Raw genomic sequence first — 16925 nt, 5'->3', positions numbered from 1 at the left:
GCGGACTTGGAGTTGCTCAAGGCGGTAGCGCGGCAGCGGCTCGCCGCGGTGCAGGGCGAGTAAGACTCCCTCTGCCGGACAGTCCAGCGAACCAGGGTGCGGCGTTGTGGGCCATGTCTCGCGGATAGTGCATGTGCTGGACGCCCTGAGCCGCGGCTAGAACGCGCCGGGGCTCGCACCTGGCACCGGGATGAGGTGTTCAAGTTGTTGGTACTGCTGTGACCATCGAGCCGACCAGCAAGCTGGACTCACTGCGGGTGCTGGTCGAGGCTGCGTCGACCAGCCATCCTACCGGACGGTCAGTTGCGGCTGCGTATCTGTGCCGATGTAGGAGGCAGCGCGATGACGCTGCTTCTCTACGATGTGACGACGATGTACTTAGAGGCCGACGCCTGGGATTGGGGTCCGCGAGCCCGGGCTTCTCCAAGCAACGGCGGCTGGAACAGTAGATCACCGTCGGTTTGCTGACGGATGGGACTGGGTTTCCCGTTGACGGTCCCACGTGCCGGCGTTCATCCTCGGCCCGTGTTTCCGACGTGTCTTAGCGACCAAGGGTCGTTAGGTGCTCAAGGCCGGGCACGACGCCCACCCTTCGTCAAAACCCTGGCCTGCCAGCCGGGTCGCCAAGCTTCGTGATTACATGATCTTCTATGGCGTCCGACTCGACGGTGTCACGTTTGGTCATCCAGTGCTGCTGCCGGGCCTCGCGGCGGCGGAGGTCTAGGTCTCGACGGGTAGCGGCCTGCGCAACGCTCCCTTTGCGTCACGTTGTTCATAACGCCGTCTAGTACGACAGCGGTAGATCGAGATGTTCATGGTTCGGTTCGTGCGCGTCGCTGGTAGTGGCTGGTTTTGGCGCGGTACTGGTGTTGCCGTCGCCAGAGTGACCAGCGCAGTCGGTGGCTGAAGTCGCTGATCGGGCGGGCGATGAGGACGTTGAAGAGGTGGTGTATCTCGTTGCAGGTCAACGGGATCAACCCGTCGGGTGGCGGGTGGCGTTCGCGTTCGGTGGCAGCGAGCACGGCGAGGTAGGCGTGGGCAAGCATCGCCAGCACGGTCCAGCGGTGCCAGGAGACCCAGCGGCGAACCTGGTGCTGATCCAGCCCGGTCAGGCCTTTGCTGGCCTGGAACGACTCCTCCACGGTCCAACGCCGTCCGGCCACACGCACCAGCTCCGATAGCGGCACCGGGCTCGGGGCGTAACAGCGGTAGAACGCCAGCTCGCCGGTGCTGCTGTTGCGGCGGATGAGTAGCCATCGCTGCCCCGGCTTGGCGGTGTCGATGGTGATCCAAGCCCAGTCGTAGAACCGCTGGCCCCTGGAACCCGCTCCGGCGGAGAGACGCTGCCAGGCGCATCTGGGCAGGCGGGCGGCGATGGCGTCTGCGCGGAGCTTTCTCGCCGCGGTCATCACGGGGTGGCTGCGGGCAACGGCCAGAACGTAGCCGACACCGCGATCCTCCAGTGCGTTGCGCAGGCGCGGGTCGGCACCATAGACCTCGTCGCCAGCCACCCAGGACGCGGTGGCGCCGCCGTCGAGCGCGGCGAGGATCATCTCGCGCGCCAGCGTGGGCTTGGTCGCGAACTCCACCTCGCCCGGCACCCCCGCAGCAGCACGCCGCTCGGTGTCGGCGACCCAGGATTTCGGGAGGTACAACGCCCGGTCGATCAGCGCATGCCCCCGACTGGTGGCATAGGGTCAGATACACCGCGACCTGCGAGTTCTCGATCCGACCAGCGGTGCCGGTGTACTGGCGCTGCACCCCGACAGTGCGATTTCCCTTCTTGAGATCGCCCGTCTCATCGACCACCAACACGGCCCGTTCGGCACCGAGGCGCTCGACCACATAGTCACGCAGGTCGTCCCGCACGCCGTCGTGGTCCCACACCGCCCGGCGCAGCAGGTGCTGCAGCCCTTCCGGCGTGGCGTGTCCAACATGCTCAGCGATGGTCCAACAGTTCTTCGTCGGCACCTCCGAGACCAGCCCGCGCACCAGGTCCTCGGCGTGGCGACGCGGCTCTACACGGCCGAACCGGCCACAGATGCGTGCCAACAGATCCTGAAATCGCGCCCCGAACACGCCAGGGTCTACACTGGCAGCCGCGGCCACCGCAAGATCAACTTGGTTCCACACAAACCCGGCATGATCACGCGGTGGCCGCCCTCATGTCACGCCACCACGCCCAAGATCACGATCTACCGCTGTCGTACTAGGAAGCCCTACACCGTTCCACCGAGTAACCTTGAGTCGAGGCCAGGAGTACTCGTAACCGCGTCATCTCCTAAGCACCATCGCAGCAATGTTGCTCCCCATGTGCCACCTCCACCCACTGCCAGGAAGAGAATGAGTTCACCGAAGCGGAGATTCGAATCTTTGGCTGCCTGATCCAATGCGATTGGAATTGAAGCCGAACTCGTGTTGCCAACCTTCTGTACATTCTTGTAAACTTGATCAACCCTCAAGCCGAGAAGCTGCGGCCATTCATCGAGCATTTTGCCATTTGGCTGATGCGGCACAACTAGCCTCATCTCGCTTGCTGATAGCTTTTCAGGCTCTAGCATATCAAAAAACAGCTTGAATATCGTGTCACCAACCCACTTTGTAATCCTACGGCCGTTCATTCTTAGGTAATGTGATCCGCTTGCCAATGTTGTTGAAGAAGCGGGCATCCGACTTCCGCCGCCCGGAACGCCTCCAAACTCAGCACCTTGATGACCATCCGCGCCCAAAACACAGCGTATGATCCCGCCACTATGGACTTTAGTGAGAACGACAGCTCCAGCTCCGTCTCCAAATAGAACACAAGTGCGCTTGTCTGTGTAATCAACAAACCGAGAAGTTACTTCGGAACCTATTATTAGCGCATATCGCATATCTGGTGACGCCATTAACATGTCGCGTCCGATGCGTAGGGCATACAAGAAACCGCTACAACCTGCGCTGACGTCCAGTGGAATAGAATTATTTGCCTCGAGAATTGATTGTACGCGGCAAGCCGTTGCTGGAACAGGCTGGTCGCCGGTCGAAGTTGCTAATATTATCAGATCAATTGCAGATGGACTTAGCTGACAAGAATTTAGTGCACGGCGGGACGCCGCAAGAGCGAGGTCGGACGCAGCTTCATCAGGGCCAGCGATGTGCCGTTGATAGATTCCGGTTTTCTCTAGAATCCATTCCTCGGTTATGTTGAGTTTAGCTGCAAGATCTGTACTTGTGAGAATATTTGGCGGCAAGTACGAGCCTGTTCCCACAATACCTACGTTCACTATCGCCTCCAGTTGGTCCCGCAACTCAGATATCATCTCTGAATTATTGCTGCTTGACGCTATAGTTCTAACGCCCGAACGAAAACGATAGGGGGCGAATTTGCCCAAGGCGCGCTGGGTGTATTTTCAAATTGCCTCAACTGTCGGTTGATAGCCGTATTGATGTGTGGCTATGGCGAGGAATCATACAGGGGTGCTGTACGGAATATTGGAGCGCCTGTGTGGCAAATTGATAGCAGATTTCTTGACGTAATGTATTTCGAACCGTACTATTACTACTAGATAGAAGAATTGATACTACTGACACTGCAATCTTAGATTGTCCTCCATTCTTATTGGTAGCCGAATGTGGTGGTCGTTGTAGTTCAATATGTTACGTCTTTGGCCGGAACAATGACTGGCTTATAAATCCGAACTTGGCGCTCAACTATGTTGACCTCGCGATTTTGAGGAGTGCAGTATATGGCGTACACAGGAAATCGGGACACTTACATTATTGGCATTGGCGTGACATCGGTCGGGCGGTATCCGGAGCGTTCGTTTACTGATCTGGTCGCGGACGCATACAGCACTTCCGTTAAGGACGCACAATTGGCCGAACCGGAGCGCATCGAAGGCACGTGGCTCGCCAACATGTATGCCGACTACTGGAGTATGCGTGCTGCACGGGGACTCAGAATTCTTGCCCCGCTAGTCGAAGAGGGCCTTTTCCCGAATGGGCAGCGCATCACTAACATCGAGACCGGCTGCGCGGGCGCATCGGCGGCGTTCAACGGCGCCTGGTCGGCCATTCAATCTGGCGCGGATCTCACACTGGCCATTGGTGTGGAGAAGATGAACCCTGAGGGGAACGTCGCGGAGTTCATCCGGTGGCTGGATGCTGGAGTGCCCGAGTCTTACTGGGACGCTTTCCGACGGCTTGCCCATGAGCTTGGAATCACACTCGAGTTCGGCCCGGACCGATCACTGGCGATGGATCTCTACGCGGTGCTGGCGATGTCGCACATGCGTGACTACGGTACAACGATTGAGCAGATCGCCTCAGCGGCTGCGAAGAATCACACGAATGCTGTGCATAATCCCCGTGCGCAGTATCGCTTCCCGATGACCACGGATCAGGTGCTCGCCGACCGGATGGTCGCGGACCCGCTGACCCGCGCGATGGCATCGCCGCGCGGGGACGGCGCGGGAGCGGTGCTCGTGTGCTCGGACGACTTCCTAAAGAAGCAGCCGGTGTCAGTGCGCGAGCGGGCGATCAAGGTGCGTGGGCACTCAATGGCTGGCGGCCGGATCAACACGAGTTGGGAGGGTCAGCGCTCGCCCGTCGTATCAGCAGAACAGACGTACGAGATGGCAGGCGTGCAGCCGTCGGACCTGGATCTTGTTGAACTGCACGACGCGACGTCGTTCGCCGAGATACATCTGATCGAAGACCTCGGCCTGTGCGCGCGCGGTGAGGGCGGGCCCTTCACCGAATCAGGCGCGACGCAGCTTGGCGGCAAGATCCCGGTCAACCCCTCCGGCGGTCTCGTCTCTCGCGGCCATCCGATCAGCGCCACCGGCATCATGATGCTCAACGAGCTTGCTGTGCAACTGCGCGGTGAGGCTGGAGAATCTCAAGTCCCCAACGCACGCCTTGCTATGGCAGAGAATGGTGGTGGCCTGGTCGGACTGGACATCGCCGTCACCTCGACTACTATTCTGGAGCGCGCGGCGTAGTGATCCAGCGGACTTCGTGATGTCAGCTGTGGCGGCTGGCGACTGCGCCAGGGTAGCGCCTTGGGCTGAACGTAAAGCCCGGCCCAGTCTGCGGGTCTGGTCGTTGATGGAACGAACAACGCTGCGGCGTGGCCGGGTCGGGTTGCTGTTACGGGAACACTCGGGCGACCGCTTCTACAAGATCAGGGAATGCACGATGAGGCGGCTGGCGGGATTCATAGTGAAGCGTCCTAGATTTGATGGCACATCTTTCTGAGTTGGAATGATGCGGTTCATGCCGAAGAAGTCGATGAGCAGCTGAAGGCAGGGGCGGCGCAGCTGGTGACCGAGCACCAGCAGGAGAGTACCCATCGCAGACGGCTGCGTGCGAGACCGTGGCGCGGCAAGGGGAGCGGCCTGAGTCGATCTGCCGAGCCCTGTCGGAGTAGGGCTGCCAGATCGCCGCGCGGGCTTATCGGGAGTGGAAGCGGCCCGACCGCTCGGTGGCCGCCCGCACCATCACCGACGCGCAGGTGATCGACCCGGTGCGCGACATCGCCTGGACCACCGATCCAGGCGCCCGCCGGAAGACGACTCCGGAAGGGTTCAACGGGCGCTGAAGATGACCGCCCCTGGTCACGCGCCTGATTCCCGATGGCTCGCTGAGCAGCATGGACCGGGCAATGCGCGCCTTGGGGCTGTCCGCCGCACGACGGGAAAGAATCCGGACACGGTCCCGGTCAAAGGACGGAAAGCGTGGTTCAACCCAAGTATTGCGCACCAGGTCAGCCCCATCCGGCACCGTCCGGATAGGGCTGATTGGCTGTGAGTACTCATCTGCTTGAGTTCGGAGCTATGCGGCCATGGCCATGGCGGCGACGACCGGTCCCAAACTGCGAACATCAAACTTAGTTGCCATAGCAAAATACCCATTTCACTATTGACTCATGGTTGTGACCCCCTCCGACGGGCCGACGCAGGACCGTAGTGCGCTACCCAGCGGTGTCACCATCACGACGTTGCAGGGTCCCCGACCAGGGCCGACAGTGTCGCTACTCGGCGGCGTCCACGGCGATGAGGACGAAGGCGTGCTTGCCGTACTACGGGTGTTGGACGAGCTGCGATCGTCCGAACTGACCGGCACGGTTCACGCGGTCGCGACGGCAAATCCGGTCGCATGGGCTGCGCAGAGCCGGGTGAGTCCGCTCGACGGCGAGAACCTCGCACGGTGCTTCCCGGGTGCCGGTGGGGACGGACCAACCCACCACCTAGCCGCCGACATCACCAGGAACCTCATCAAAGGTGCCGACCTGCTGATCGACCTCCATTCAGCTGGGATGCGCTACCGCATGCCGCTCATGTGCGGGTTCGTGAGCGACGTCGAGGCTGCCGACCAGTCGCGGCGGGCCGCCGAAGCGTTCGGTACCCCACTGGTCTGGGCGCACACGGATTCGTCACCGGGACGCAGCCTGTCCGTCGCGGCCGAACTCGGAGTTCCCTCGATCTATGCCGAGTGCTCCGGTGGCGGCAGCATCCGCCGACACGAGCTCGACACGTACGTGGCCGGTGTGCTGACGGTGCTCGCCGACCTGGGCATGCTCCCCGATCCCGGAGGCCTGAATACGCGAAAAGAACCGCATTGGGTGTACGGGCCGGGCGACCTGGATTCGGGGATGCAGGCCAAGCGCGACGGTCTCTTCGTGAGTGCGGTGAACGCGGGCGACATCGTGGACATCGACGACGAGATCGGCCGCTGCTATGACTACCGCGGCCGCTTGCTCGAGATCGTGCGGGCACCTCGCCCAGGCGTGGTCATGTTCCTCCGCAGGCAGGCTCGTACGCTTGCCGATGACGTTCTGTTCGTGCTGGCCGACCTCACCCCGCGGCAGGAGTAATCCATGGCATCCGAGGGTGTGAGCCGGTTTGCCGACGACCTGCCCACAGTTGAGCGGTTCGTCAGCCTCGGCGAGGGGGACACCCCCGTCATCGAACTGACGGCGTTGGCCGAGCGCCTCGGGCTGAGCCGACTGTCGGCCAAGATGGAATCGCAAAACCCCACCGGGTCCTATAAGGACCGAATCGCGGTGATGTCGCTCTCTTTGGCCCTGCACCACGGCAACGCGGGCTGGATCGCTACCTCATCCGGCAACGCTGGGCTGTCGATGGCCGCCTACGGCACCCGCGCCGGTCTAGCGGGCTTTCTGTGCATGGTCGCCTCCGCGCCGCAGGAGAAACGCCTAGCGCTGCTGCCGTATGCCGTCGAGGTGGTGAGCGTCGACGGTGTTGGGCGGGAGGGAACCGCTCAGGTGGCCACGGCGCTGATGGAGCAGGTGCGCGTGGCGGCGGAGCAACAGAACCTGTTTCTCGGCATCACCGCGCACGCGTTCAACCCGTCCGGGATGCGCGGCGTCGACACCATCAGCTACGAACTCGCGGAGCAGGTTCCGGACGCCTCCCATGTGTACGTGCCGACAGGTGGCGGCGGGCTGCTCACCGGGATCGCCCGAGGCTTGCGACATCGGGGGATGACCGCGAAAGTCGTCGCCTGCCAACCAGCGGGATGCGCGCCGATCGTCGACTTCCTCAACGGAAACACTGACGTGTCGGCGATCTCGCGCTGTGACAGCGATATCTCGGCGTTGCAGCTACCGCGACCACCGGACGGCACGCTCGCCGCCACCGCGGTCGAGACGTCCGCCGGCTGGGGTACGGCGCCGGACGATGCCGCCATCCTTGACGCGCAACGTCTGCTCGCCAAGACCGAAGGCGTCTTCGTCGAGCCCGCTTCGGCTGCCTCACTCGCGGCCGTGCTCAATGACCTCGATCGGCGACGACTACAGCCCACCGACCACCCCGTGCTCGTGCTGACCGGTGCCGGGTGGAAGGACCTCGCGCGCTTCGAAGCCGACGACGCACGCGTCCCACTCATTACGGTCGACGACGTGGTCAGCCGAGTCGATAAATGGCGTAGCAGCCTCTGAAGCGCCTCGCCGTCCTCTCACACCTCGGTGTCGACGGCGTCGCTGGTGCGAACGGTAACTGGAAGGTCGTAGAACCTCTTCGGGATGAGTGAGTCAAGGTCGGCGTGCTTGAGAATGTCGACGATCCGGTTCGTTGCCTTGCCATCGCCGTAGGGCGACTGGGCACGCCGTGCGTGTTCCTGCATGTCCGCGGACAGCGCTCGGTCGATCGCGGCGCGCACATCGGCAGCGGTCTCGCCGCAGTCGATCACCGAATCGGCCCGTGGTCTGCCGTCCTGTCGCGATCCGATGTTCACGGTTGCTGTCTGCAGCGTAGGTGTCTCAGTGAGACCACTGGAGGAATTGCCGACCACGACGTTCGCGTGGTGGATGAGGCTGAGGTAGTGCAGCTTTCCGAGTGAGGGAACCAGAATCGCCTGCCGTGGATAGTCAGTGACGTAATCCTCGATCAGCTTGGCGAGGTAGCTGCCGCCCTGGTCCACGTTCGTTCCAGTGAAGACAACAGTGGCGTCGGGGAAGTGCTCCAGCGCGGCGAGTAGCGCGTCCAAACCCTCATGGCTCGCGTCGGGATCAGCGGTGACCGGATGGTACGTGACCACAATGGTGGGTTCAGTGAGTTCGCGACCGTAGAGGGACGCCCAGTCATCGCGCCCGATCAGCGGTGCGCTCACGACGGAATCGATGGTCGGCGCACCGGTGTTGAACACCGTGTCGGGATGCTCCCCGAGTTGAATGACGCGTCGCCGCATGTCCTCGGTCGCCGTGAAATGCAGCTGGGACATCTTCGTGATGGCGTGGCGAACCGGATCGTCCGTCGACCCCTCGGTGACGTCGCCGCCGGCAAGGTGTGCCACGGGAAGCAGCCGCAACGTCGCGCAGACGGCCACCGCGAGCGCTTCGTAACGGTCACCGAGGACGACCAGAAGGTCGGGATTAAGTCGCTCGAGCGCATCGGTGAAACCGATGCAACCAAGGCCGAACGACTTCGCGACGGCGGTTGGGGTGTCGTTGGCCAGCACCATGTCGACGACCTCGTCGGCGACAAAGCCGTCCTGAGTCACCTGCTCTAGCGTGTAGCCCTGTGTCGGCACCAGGTGACCACCGCAGACGAGCAGCTTCAGATCGACGTCGCTGTCGTCGCGCAGGGCCGCCATGACGGGCACGAGTGAGCCGTAATCGGCACGCGAACCGGTGAACACACATATCCGTCTGATCGTGAACCCAGCCCTTCGCGACACCGGCCAGCTATGCGCTAATAGTGGGCGCAGTAGAAATCCCGTCGGTCACGATTCTCTACGATGGGAACCCGAGCACAAGGGCGCCGTTTACGCTCGTGTGAATTGTGCCTATGGCGGTAACGCCTGCGGTCGCTTTCTAATGCCTACTCCGGCTTAGCAAGGTCCTGGTAGTACTGGGTACTGTCCGTCACCCTTGCGTCGATGAGCGATATCTCGAGTAGCGCTTCGTCTCTGCTTCGGTGCGTGGCGGCGCCGGTGGCTGAGGGCGTCGCCGAACTCGGTGAGTCTCCGTTGTGGGATGACGATGTGGGGTTGCGTTGGCTGGATGTGGCTGGGCGGCGGTTGTTCACTCGTGCGCTGGACGGTGTCGAGTCGGTTGTCGGCGTTACCCGGACGGTGACGGCGATTGAGCGGAGTTCGGGCGGCACGTTGTGCGCGGTGACTGGTAACGGTTTCGGGGTGTTGGATCCGGTGAGCGGGCGGGTCGATGAGCTGGCTACGACCCTGCACGACGAGGCGATGTCGATGAATGACGGCGCGATCGATCCGGGTGGCGCGTGCTGGGCGGGGTCGGCGGTGCGGGACGGCAGCGGCAGGGGCGCGCTCTTCCGCTTCGATGGCACGGCGGTCACCACCGTGCTCACCGGCATCGGGATGTCGAATGGTATCGACTGGTCGGCGGATGGGGGCGTGCTCTACCACGTTGACTCCGTGGCGGGCACGCTCACGGCGTGGGACTGCGACGTCGTATCCGGCACCCTTGGTGACGGGCGGCGGCTGTGCACGGTCCCGCCCGAGGTCGGACTGCCGGATGGGTTGACGGTCGACGACGACGGCGACATCTGGCTCGCGATCTGGGGGTGCGGGCAGGTCTGGCGCATCGACGCGACGACCGGCGAGCAGACCGGGATCGTCACCGTGCCCACCCGCTATCCGACCAGCTGCGCGTTCGGGAGCCGGTCCCCCGCGACGCCGTTGTCGACGTTGTTCATCACCAGTGCGGCGCACGAGAACGCGCCCGGTGGTGGTCTGCTGTACGCGGTGGACCTTCCCGCGCGAGGGCGCCGGTCGCCGCGGTTCACCGGGGACTCGCCATGAGTCCGCGCGAGCCGGCTGGTGTCGCGCTCGTGACCGGCGCGTCGCGCGGTATCGGTGCCGCGACCGCGCGCCGGCTCGCCGCCGACGGCATGGCGGTGGCGATCAACAGTTATCCGGACGAGGCGATGCTGTCGGTGGCCAAGCACGTCGCCGCTGAGATCGAGCACGCGGGTGGGCGTGCCGTGGTGTATCCGGCCGACATCAGCGACGCGACCGCCGTCGACGAGCTGTTCTCCCGGTGCGAGCAGGAGCTGGGGCCAGTGACCGCACTGGTCCTCAACGCCGCGGCGACCGGGCGGGAGTCGTGGACCGAGATCACCGAAGACACCTGGGACCGCATCATGGACGTCAACCTGAAAGGAGCGTTCCTGTGCTGTCGCCGCGCCTTCGGCACCGACCCACCGGCACCGGACGGCCCGGGCGGCACGGGCTCTGGGGGTGGCATCGTCACGATCAGCAGCGTGCTCGCGCGACTCGGCGCCCCGAACTCGCTGCACTACGCCACCACCAAGGCAGGCATCCTCGGCTTCACCCGCTCCCTCGCACAAGAACTGGGCCAGCGCGGCATCCGGGTGAACTGCGTGGTCCCCGGGGCGATCCAGACCGAGGAGGAGCTGGAGGCCTACCCGGACCAGGACGCCGTGACGGCCACGGTCTTCGACAACCAGATCCTGCGACGCAGAGGCACGGCCGACGACGTCGCCAGCGTCGTCAGCTTCCTGCTCGGCCCCGACAGCGACTTCATCACCGGCCAAGCCCTCACCGTCGACGGCGGCTGGACACCGCTCTGATGGTTCGGGCCCCTGGTGCAGCGACACCTATTACGCTCAACGTGATCGTCCATTCGGCGACCTCAAAGCGGTTGCCGCGACCGATCGCGCCAACTCCGTTCCGACCCGGTCACAACCGCAGTTCCGGTGCGTGCTCCTTCCGTAAGCCACTACGAGAGGAGCAAACATGTACCGCACGATCTTCCACCGCTGCTTCGCGCTGCTGGGTACGAGTGCAGTGCTCGCCGCCCTCGGGATCGCCGTTGCCGCACCGGCACAGGCCGACCCGATCTGCGTCGGAGCAACGGTCAGCGGCACCGCGACCGGGACCCACGAAGTCGGCCCGTACTGCCAGCCATACCCGTGGTCGACGCTGTGCGCGAAGACCGGAGTAGGGCTGGACCCGACCGTGATGGTCAGGACCTTCGTCTGTGTGCCCATCTAGTCGTCGGAGCTAGCCTGCGGGCACGCGACATCAGCTCGCGGCAACGGTTCTGAGTCACAAGCAGGGCCCACCAGCGGGCCCGTGGAGTAGACCTCGTTATCGGTTGTGACGTCGCCCGCTGGTGTCGGGATTCTGACGTCGTGTGACTGCTTCTTGCCAGGTCCGGTGTCGGGCGGTGGTATATCGACCGACGCGGTCATCGGCGGCCGCGGTGGGGGAGCGCGGTCGCCGTCCGGCGCCCGGGCGCCGGACGACACAGGTGGCGGACTTGCGGCTGAAGTGGCCGTCGATGGGACGACGGATCCCCCGATGGGTGGGTCCGCTCGTCCTGCCGACGGCGTTGATGGCGCGACCACCGTGGGAGTTCGCATCGTGATATCGGCGTCCGTGCCGGTCTCGGGACCAAAGATTCCCGTCCCGTAGCCGACGGCGAACACCACGGCGCCGGCGCTCGTCGCGAATCCGGTCGGTGCCGACATCCACATCCGGCGAAGACCGCTGAGCATGCTGCCGAGCGTGATAGGGAGCGCAAGACATGTGATGCGCCGCTTCTTAGCGAGTTCCGTGAGCTTCTTCAGCGCTCGATGCACTCGCTGGCGCACCGCGTTGTAGCTGATACCGAATTCGTCGCTGAGCACGTCGTAGCTGGCTTCATCGAGGAACTTTCGCTCGAGCAGCACTCGCTGCTGCTGGGGTAGCTCGTGCAAAAGTTCCAGCAGCTGTTCTAGGCGCTCGGCCCACACCGCCTGCTCCGCGGGATCGTCTTGGCGCGTGGCAACGAGCACCGCTGCCTCCACGTCGACATCCGCGTCGACGTGCGTGCGTTGCTGCCTGCGCATTTCGTCGAGCGCGGCGTTGTTGACGACCGTTTTGAGCCATGCACGCGGCTTGCGGGGGTTGAAGTCCTCCCAGTTCAACCAGACACGCACCAGCGCGAGATGGGCGAGCTCGTCGGCGTCCAGGCTCTGGTAACGCGACGCATACCTCCTGACCCAGTCGTAGTGACGACGAAAGAAGTCGATGAAGTCCTGGCCCGGCATCTCCCCACCGCCCCAATCTGTAGTCCGTTGGAAGCAGATTGTAAATGATACCCACGGTTTATTGGTCAAAACAAGGGGGCCGCGTTTGCGGTTTCAACTGCTCCATTCGGGTAAATACGTCCCGATCGAGTGGTTCGGTCGTCACAAATCCCGCTTTGGCGACGTGCAACTTGCAGTCGGGGACGACAACCGCAAGGAGTTGAGGAGTCCAGATGGCACGTCTGCCCCTACATCGCTACAAAGTGTTTCACTCAGTGGAACAGAAATATGTGTGCGACGTGGTCGGCCGAATTCTCGGCCCACACCGCCTCACGACAGTCGACACGTCCAGCCCACTTGATGCCAGGTTGTACACGCGCCGCTTATCCGACGTCTCGATCAACTTCCTCATCTACGGTGCGGAAGTCGTCATGCAGCCGGACGCGGCAACCACCTACTTCGCGATCCACCTCCCGCTGACCGGCACCAGCACGATCGGACGTGACGGCGATCAGTTCCCGTCCACCCCGGCGCTCGCGTGGGTGGTCTCGCCCGGTGACGACATCCCGGTGCGCTGGCACAGCGGGTGCGCGAAGCTCATCGTCCGGATCGAGCGTGGTGCCGCGGAGGCGCGGCTCGCGAGCCTTCTCGGCGAATGCGTGCGGCATCCACTGCGATTCGAGCGAAAGATGGACACCACCCATGGGGTCGGGGCATACGTGAGTAACGCGCTTCGGTATATCGCGACACAGCTGGATCGAAACCGAGGGCTATTAGACAACGAGGCATTCGGGCGGGCGTTCGAGCGCATGCTGATCACCGAGCTGCTACTCGGCCATCAGCACAACTACAGTGGCCAGCTCAATGCGGCCCCGAGGCCGGCAAGGTCCAGAGAAATCGATCACGCCGTCGCCCTGCTCGAGAGCTATCCCGAGCAGCCGCACACCGTGACAGGTCTGGCGGAACAGGTAGCCGTGAGCGCCCGCAGCCTTCAGCGTGGATTCCACGTTGCGCTCGGTACCACGTTCCAGGAGGTGCTGCAGGACATTCGGCTGCGACGCGTGCATGACGAACTCCGAGCCGCCCACCCGGATGACGTCACTGTCAGCGAAGTCATGGCCAAGTGGCACCTGCCGGTCAAAGGCCACACGTATGCCGCGTATCGGCGGCGATACGGCGAGACTCCGATGTGCACGCTGAAGCGCGGAGCATGAGGATGTCTGATCGTTTGCTGCTGGCGAGTGCCTTTCTCGCGTTCGCGCTTGCTTTCACCACTGCGGTGAATTCTTCCGAATCGGTTGGCACGGTGACGCTCTACCCGGAAGCTGGCTTCTCGCCAGCGATGTCCGCCCAGACGAATCGTGTGGAAAGGGGAGCGTGCACCGGAGCAACGTCGCCTATGCAAGCGGTGTCTTCGGTGAACTACTCCCAGTTCCCGGTGTTGGTCTATGTGACGTCCGACTGCTCCGGGCCGCCTGTGGTTGTCCTGCGACCATATCGGCAATCGGGGTATCGTGCGCCGGCTCATGTGCCGGTCAATTCCGCGCGCGGGCTCGGCTGACCGGTCCGCGTCGGGTGTCGTCCGAAGGGTCTACGTCGTACATACGGTGTCGCCGAAAATAATGCCCATCCGACCGGGGACTGTAAGTCGACCTCTGCTGAGGTTGCTCGCGATCAATAACCATGAGCACGCCAGTGACGAGTGCCCACGTGAGTTGTGGAGAGGTGCGAGTGGTTACCGACGAGCTTTCCGATGCTGTTCTAGCCGGTGCTTCCGGCAGCGTGCTGGAACAGCATCCGATCCCGGATGAGTACGTCGCGGCTCATTTGCGCCGCGAGGACGTCGATATGTTCGCGGACACTGCTGACAAGGACGTCCGCAGGTCGTTGCACGTCGGCCCCGTGCCGATGCCGGAGCTGGCGCCGGACGAGATTCTCGTTGCGGTGATGGCCAGCTCCATCAACTACAACACGTTGTGGTCGGCGATGTTCGAGCCGATTCCGACGTTCCAGTTCTTGGCGAAGTTTGGCAAGCAGGGAGCGTGGGAGGCGCGGCACGATCAGCCGAATCACGTCGTCGGCTCCGACGCCGCGGGTGTCATTGTGCGGCTGGGGAGTGGCGTTCGGCATTGGCACGCAGGGGATCACGTTGTCGCCAGCCCCGCCTATGTCGACGATCAAGAGCCAGGCACGCACGCTGACGGAATGATGGGCTCCCGACAGCTCGCGTGGGGATTCGAGACGAACTTCGGTGCACTGGCGCACTATACGATCGTGCGGGCAAGCCAGTTGATTCCGAAGCCGGCGCATCTCACCTGGGAAGAGGCTGCGTGCAACACGCTGTGCGCGGGCACGGCGTATCGCATGCTGGTCGGTGAGCACGCTGCCCGGATCAAGCAAGGAGACGTTGTCCTCATCTGGGGAGCGACCGGGGGACTCGGCGGGTATGCGGTGCAGTACGTTCGTAACGGTGGCGGCATCGCCGTTGGCGTGGTCAGTTCGGAGCGGAAGGCTCGGGTACTCCGGGCACTGGGGTGCGACCTCATCATCAATCGGGACGAGCTTGGCTTCGCCAACTACAACGGGGATGACCCCTCACAGACAGTCGAGATTGGCAAGCGGCTGGGTGCGATCATACGGCGGGAAACGGGCACTGAGCCGCACGTGGTGTTCGACTATGTCGGGAAGGCTACGTTCGGGATATCGGTGTTTGTCGTTCGGCGCGGTGGGGTCGTCGTGACGTGTGGGTCGAGCACCGGATACGCCCATCAATACGACAATCGCTACCTCTGGATGAAGCTCAAGCGCATCATCGGCAGCCACGTGGCAAACCTGCAGGAGCAATGGGAGACCAACCGGCTGATCGGACTGGGTCGCGTCGTGCCGATGCTGTCGACGGTCTATCCGCTCGACCACGTCGGTGAAGCCGCGCGGCTGGTTCAGCTCAATCAGCACATCGGCAAGGTAGGGGTGCTGTGCTTGGCACCCGAAGAGGGACTTGGCGTGACGAATCCAGAGCTGCGTGACGAAGTAGGAGAACGCCTCCAGCTCGTTCGGAGCGCCTGATCTCCTTGTCCTAGTACGGCAGCCGTAGATCGAGATCTTCATGGCGCTGCCGCTTCGGCTCGTCGCCGGTAGTGGCTCGCTTTGGCGTGGTGTTGGTGTCGTCGTCGCCAGGTTGACCAGGTCAGTCGGTGCCAGATGCTGTTGATGGGCTGTGCGATGAGGACGTTGAACAGGTGGTGGATCTCGTTGCGGGTCAGCGAGATCAGACCGTCGGGCGCGGGACGCTGGGCGCGTTCGGCGACCGCGAGCACGACCAGGAATGCGTGAGCGAGCATCGCGAGCACGGTCCACCGGTGCCAGGAGGTCCAGCGGCGGACTTGATGCTGGTCGAGCCCGGCCAGGCCCTGCCGGTTTGGAAGGATTCCTCCACGGTCCAGCGGCGACCGGCGATGCGAACGAGGGTGGCCAGCGGCACCGGTCCGGGCGCGTAGCAGCGGTAGAACGCCAGCTCGCCGGTGCTGGTGTTGCGGCGGATCAGCAGCCAGCGATGCCCGCCCCGCTCGGCGTCGAGGGTGATCCAGGTCCAGTCGTAGAACCGTTGGCCCTTGGAACCGTTCCCGGCGGAGAGCCGCTGCCACACATGTTTGGGCAGGCGGGCGGCGATGTAGTCGGCGCGCTGCTTTCCGGCCGCGGTGGTCACCGGGTGGCTGCAGGCCACGGCCAGCACATAGCCCACCTGGCGCTGCTCCAGCTCCTCGCGCAGCCCGGGGTCGGCCCCGTAAACCTCATCGCCGACGACCCAGGCTGCGGCGGCGCGCCATCTTCGAGCGCCCGCACGATCAGCTCCTTCGCCAGCGCGGGTTTGGTCGCAAACTCCACGTCCTCGGGCACACCCCCCCCGCCGCCGCACGCCGATCGATGTCCTCGCACCAGGATTTCGGCAGGTACAGAGCACGGTCGATCAACGCGTGACCGGCGCTCGTGGCGTAGGTCAGATACACCGCGACCTGCGAGTTCTCGATCCGGCCCGCGGTGCCGGTGTACTGGCGTTGCACCCCGACCGTGTGGGTGCCCTTCTTGAGGTCGCCGGTCTCGTCCACCACAAGCACAGCACCCTCGGCGCCAAGGTGTTCCACCACATAGCCGCGCAGATCCTCACGTACCGCGTCGTGGTCCCACACCGCTTTACGCAGCAGATGCTGCAACCCGTCCGGCGACTCGTGCCCGGCATGCTCAGCGATCGTCCAGCAGTTCTTGACCGGCAGGTCCGACACCAACCCAAGCAGCAGGTCACGAGCCCGCCGACGCGATTCCACCCGCGCGAACCGGCACCCGATCCGCGCCAACAGATCGTCGAAGTGCGCCCACTACCGGGCGGGCGATACGCTGTGACCCGCGGCCACC

At 63.6% G+C, this 16925-nt stretch carries 13 protein-coding genes and 2 pseudogenes; 9 read left to right on the top strand and 6 right to left on the bottom strand.

Features of this window, described 5'->3' with window-relative positions:
- Positions 1-812: 812 nt before the first annotated feature.
- Both AMYHA_RS17340 and AMYHA_RS26565 read right to left on the bottom strand, forming a co-directional pair.
- Positions 813-2109 (bottom strand): annotated as a pseudogene (locus AMYHA_RS17340) (IS701 family transposase).
- A gap of 110 nt (positions 2110-2219) precedes the next feature.
- Positions 2220-3302, bottom strand: a complete 1083-nt coding sequence (locus AMYHA_RS26565) for a 3-oxoacyl-ACP synthase III family protein (RefSeq protein ID WP_084037341.1) — start codon at positions 3300-3302, stop codon at positions 2220-2222.
- 426 nt (positions 3303-3728) lie between these two features.
- Here AMYHA_RS26565 and AMYHA_RS17330 point away from each other — a divergent pair, with 426 nt between their 5' ends.
- Positions 3729-4985, top strand: a complete 1257-nt coding sequence (locus tag AMYHA_RS17330) for a thiolase family protein (RefSeq protein ID WP_034272576.1) — start codon at positions 3729-3731, stop codon at positions 4983-4985.
- Between the two features lie 174 nt (positions 4986-5159).
- Here the strand turns inward: AMYHA_RS17330 and AMYHA_RS27125 are convergent, their stop codons facing one another.
- Positions 5160-5336 (bottom strand): hypothetical protein, encoded by a 177-nt coding sequence (locus AMYHA_RS27125; protein WP_157362207.1) that lies wholly within the window; start codon positions 5334-5336, stop codon positions 5160-5162.
- A gap of 575 nt (positions 5337-5911) precedes the next feature.
- On the opposite strand from AMYHA_RS27125, the gene AMYHA_RS25945 reads away from it, so the two are divergent.
- On the top strand, positions 5912-6859 hold the full coding sequence (locus tag AMYHA_RS25945; RefSeq protein WP_084037340.1) for a succinylglutamate desuccinylase/aspartoacylase family protein: 948 nt from the start codon (positions 5912-5914) through the stop codon (positions 6857-6859).
- 3 nt (positions 6860-6862) lie between these two features.
- Positions 6863-7945 (top strand): pyridoxal-phosphate dependent enzyme, encoded by a 1083-nt coding sequence (locus AMYHA_RS17315; protein WP_034272574.1) that lies wholly within the window; start codon positions 6863-6865, stop codon positions 7943-7945.
- Between the two features lie 17 nt (positions 7946-7962).
- On the opposite strand, the gene neuC is transcribed toward AMYHA_RS17315, so the two are convergent.
- Positions 7963-9144 (bottom strand): UDP-N-acetylglucosamine 2-epimerase, encoded by a 1182-nt coding sequence (gene neuC, locus AMYHA_RS17310; RefSeq protein ID WP_051400030.1) that lies wholly within the window; start codon positions 9142-9144, stop codon positions 7963-7965.
- Positions 9145-9426: 282 nt separating this feature from the next.
- On the opposite strand from neuC, the gene AMYHA_RS17305 reads away from it, so the two are divergent.
- The 3 genes from AMYHA_RS17305 to AMYHA_RS17295 all read left to right on the top strand — a co-directional run bounded on the left by AMYHA_RS17305 (position 9427) and on the right by AMYHA_RS17295 (position 11496).
- A complete protein-coding gene (locus tag AMYHA_RS17305) occupies positions 9427-10281 on the top strand; it encodes an SMP-30/gluconolactonase/LRE family protein (protein ID WP_051400029.1) in 855 nt (284 codons plus the stop codon).
- Complete coding sequence (locus tag AMYHA_RS17300) at positions 10278-11072, top strand: SDR family NAD(P)-dependent oxidoreductase (protein WP_034272572.1); 795 nt, start codon at positions 10278-10280, stop codon at positions 11070-11072. Before AMYHA_RS17305 ends, AMYHA_RS17300 begins: the two co-directional genes overlap by 4 nt.
- Positions 11073-11238: 166 nt before the next feature.
- Positions 11239-11496, top strand: coding sequence for a hypothetical protein (locus AMYHA_RS17295; protein ID WP_034272570.1), 258 nt, complete (start codon positions 11239-11241; stop codon positions 11494-11496).
- Here AMYHA_RS17295 and AMYHA_RS17290 read toward each other — a convergent pair.
- The gene (locus AMYHA_RS17290) at positions 11493-12536 is read right to left on the bottom strand and encodes a sigma-70 family RNA polymerase sigma factor (RefSeq protein WP_034272568.1); all 1044 of its coding nucleotides are present in this window, start codon (positions 12534-12536) and stop codon (positions 11493-11495) included. The genes AMYHA_RS17295 and AMYHA_RS17290 overlap by 4 nt on opposite strands.
- A gap of 212 nt (positions 12537-12748) precedes the next feature.
- Here AMYHA_RS17290 and AMYHA_RS17285 point away from each other — a divergent pair, with 212 nt between their 5' ends.
- From AMYHA_RS17285 to ccrA, 3 genes are all read left to right on the top strand, one after another.
- Positions 12749-13729, top strand: a complete 981-nt coding sequence (locus tag AMYHA_RS17285) for an AraC family transcriptional regulator (RefSeq protein WP_084037337.1) — start codon at positions 12749-12751, stop codon at positions 13727-13729.
- A gap of 2 nt (positions 13730-13731) precedes the next feature.
- A complete protein-coding gene (locus AMYHA_RS27120) occupies positions 13732-14076 on the top strand; it encodes a hypothetical protein (protein ID WP_157362205.1) in 345 nt (114 codons plus the stop codon).
- A 122-nt stretch (positions 14077-14198) separates the two neighbouring features.
- Complete coding sequence (ccrA, locus tag AMYHA_RS17280) at positions 14199-15581, top strand: crotonyl-CoA carboxylase/reductase (protein ID WP_051400028.1); 1383 nt, start codon at positions 14199-14201, stop codon at positions 15579-15581.
- Positions 15582-15619: 38 nt separating this feature from the next.
- Here the strand turns inward: ccrA and AMYHA_RS26560 are convergent.
- A pseudogene (locus AMYHA_RS26560) lies at positions 15620-16867 on the bottom strand (IS701 family transposase).
- Positions 16868-16925: the final 58 nt, after the last annotated feature.

This window comes from Haloechinothrix halophila YIM 93223, assembly GCF_000504245.1.
Lineage (GTDB): Bacteria > Actinomycetota > Actinomycetes > Mycobacteriales > Pseudonocardiaceae > Haloechinothrix_A > Haloechinothrix_A halophila.
This window is presented reverse-complemented; position numbering and strand designations above follow the sequence as displayed.

Bases quoted from the DNA above. Each gene is read 5' to 3' on its own strand.
- AMYHA_RS26565 (WP_084037341.1), bottom strand. From the start codon at position 3,302: ATGATATCTGAGTTGCGGGACCAACTGGAGGCGATAGTGAACGTAGGT.
- AMYHA_RS17330 (WP_034272576.1), top strand. From the start codon at position 3,729: ATGGCGTACACAGGAAATCGGGACACTTACATTATTGGCATTGGCGTG.
- AMYHA_RS27125 (WP_157362207.1), bottom strand. From the start codon at position 5,336: ATGGGTACTCTCCTGCTGGTGCTCGGTCACCAGCTGCGCCGCCCCTGC.
- AMYHA_RS25945 (WP_084037340.1), top strand. From the start codon at position 5,912: ATGGTTGTGACCCCCTCCGACGGGCCGACGCAGGACCGTAGTGCGCTA.
- AMYHA_RS17315 (WP_034272574.1), top strand. From the start codon at position 6,863: ATGGCATCCGAGGGTGTGAGCCGGTTTGCCGACGACCTGCCCACAGTT.
- AMYHA_RS17300 (WP_034272572.1), top strand. From the start codon at position 10,278: ATGAGTCCGCGCGAGCCGGCTGGTGTCGCGCTCGTGACCGGCGCGTCG.
- AMYHA_RS17295 (WP_034272570.1), top strand. From the start codon at position 11,239: ATGTACCGCACGATCTTCCACCGCTGCTTCGCGCTGCTGGGTACGAGT.
- AMYHA_RS17290 (WP_034272568.1), bottom strand. From the start codon at position 12,536: ATGCCGGGCCAGGACTTCATCGACTTCTTTCGTCGTCACTACGACTGG.
- AMYHA_RS17285 (WP_084037337.1), top strand. From the start codon at position 12,749: ATGGCACGTCTGCCCCTACATCGCTACAAAGTGTTTCACTCAGTGGAA.
- AMYHA_RS27120 (WP_157362205.1), top strand. From the start codon at position 13,732: ATGTCTGATCGTTTGCTGCTGGCGAGTGCCTTTCTCGCGTTCGCGCTT.
- ccrA (WP_051400028.1), top strand. From the start codon at position 14,199: ATGAGCACGCCAGTGACGAGTGCCCACGTGAGTTGTGGAGAGGTGCGA.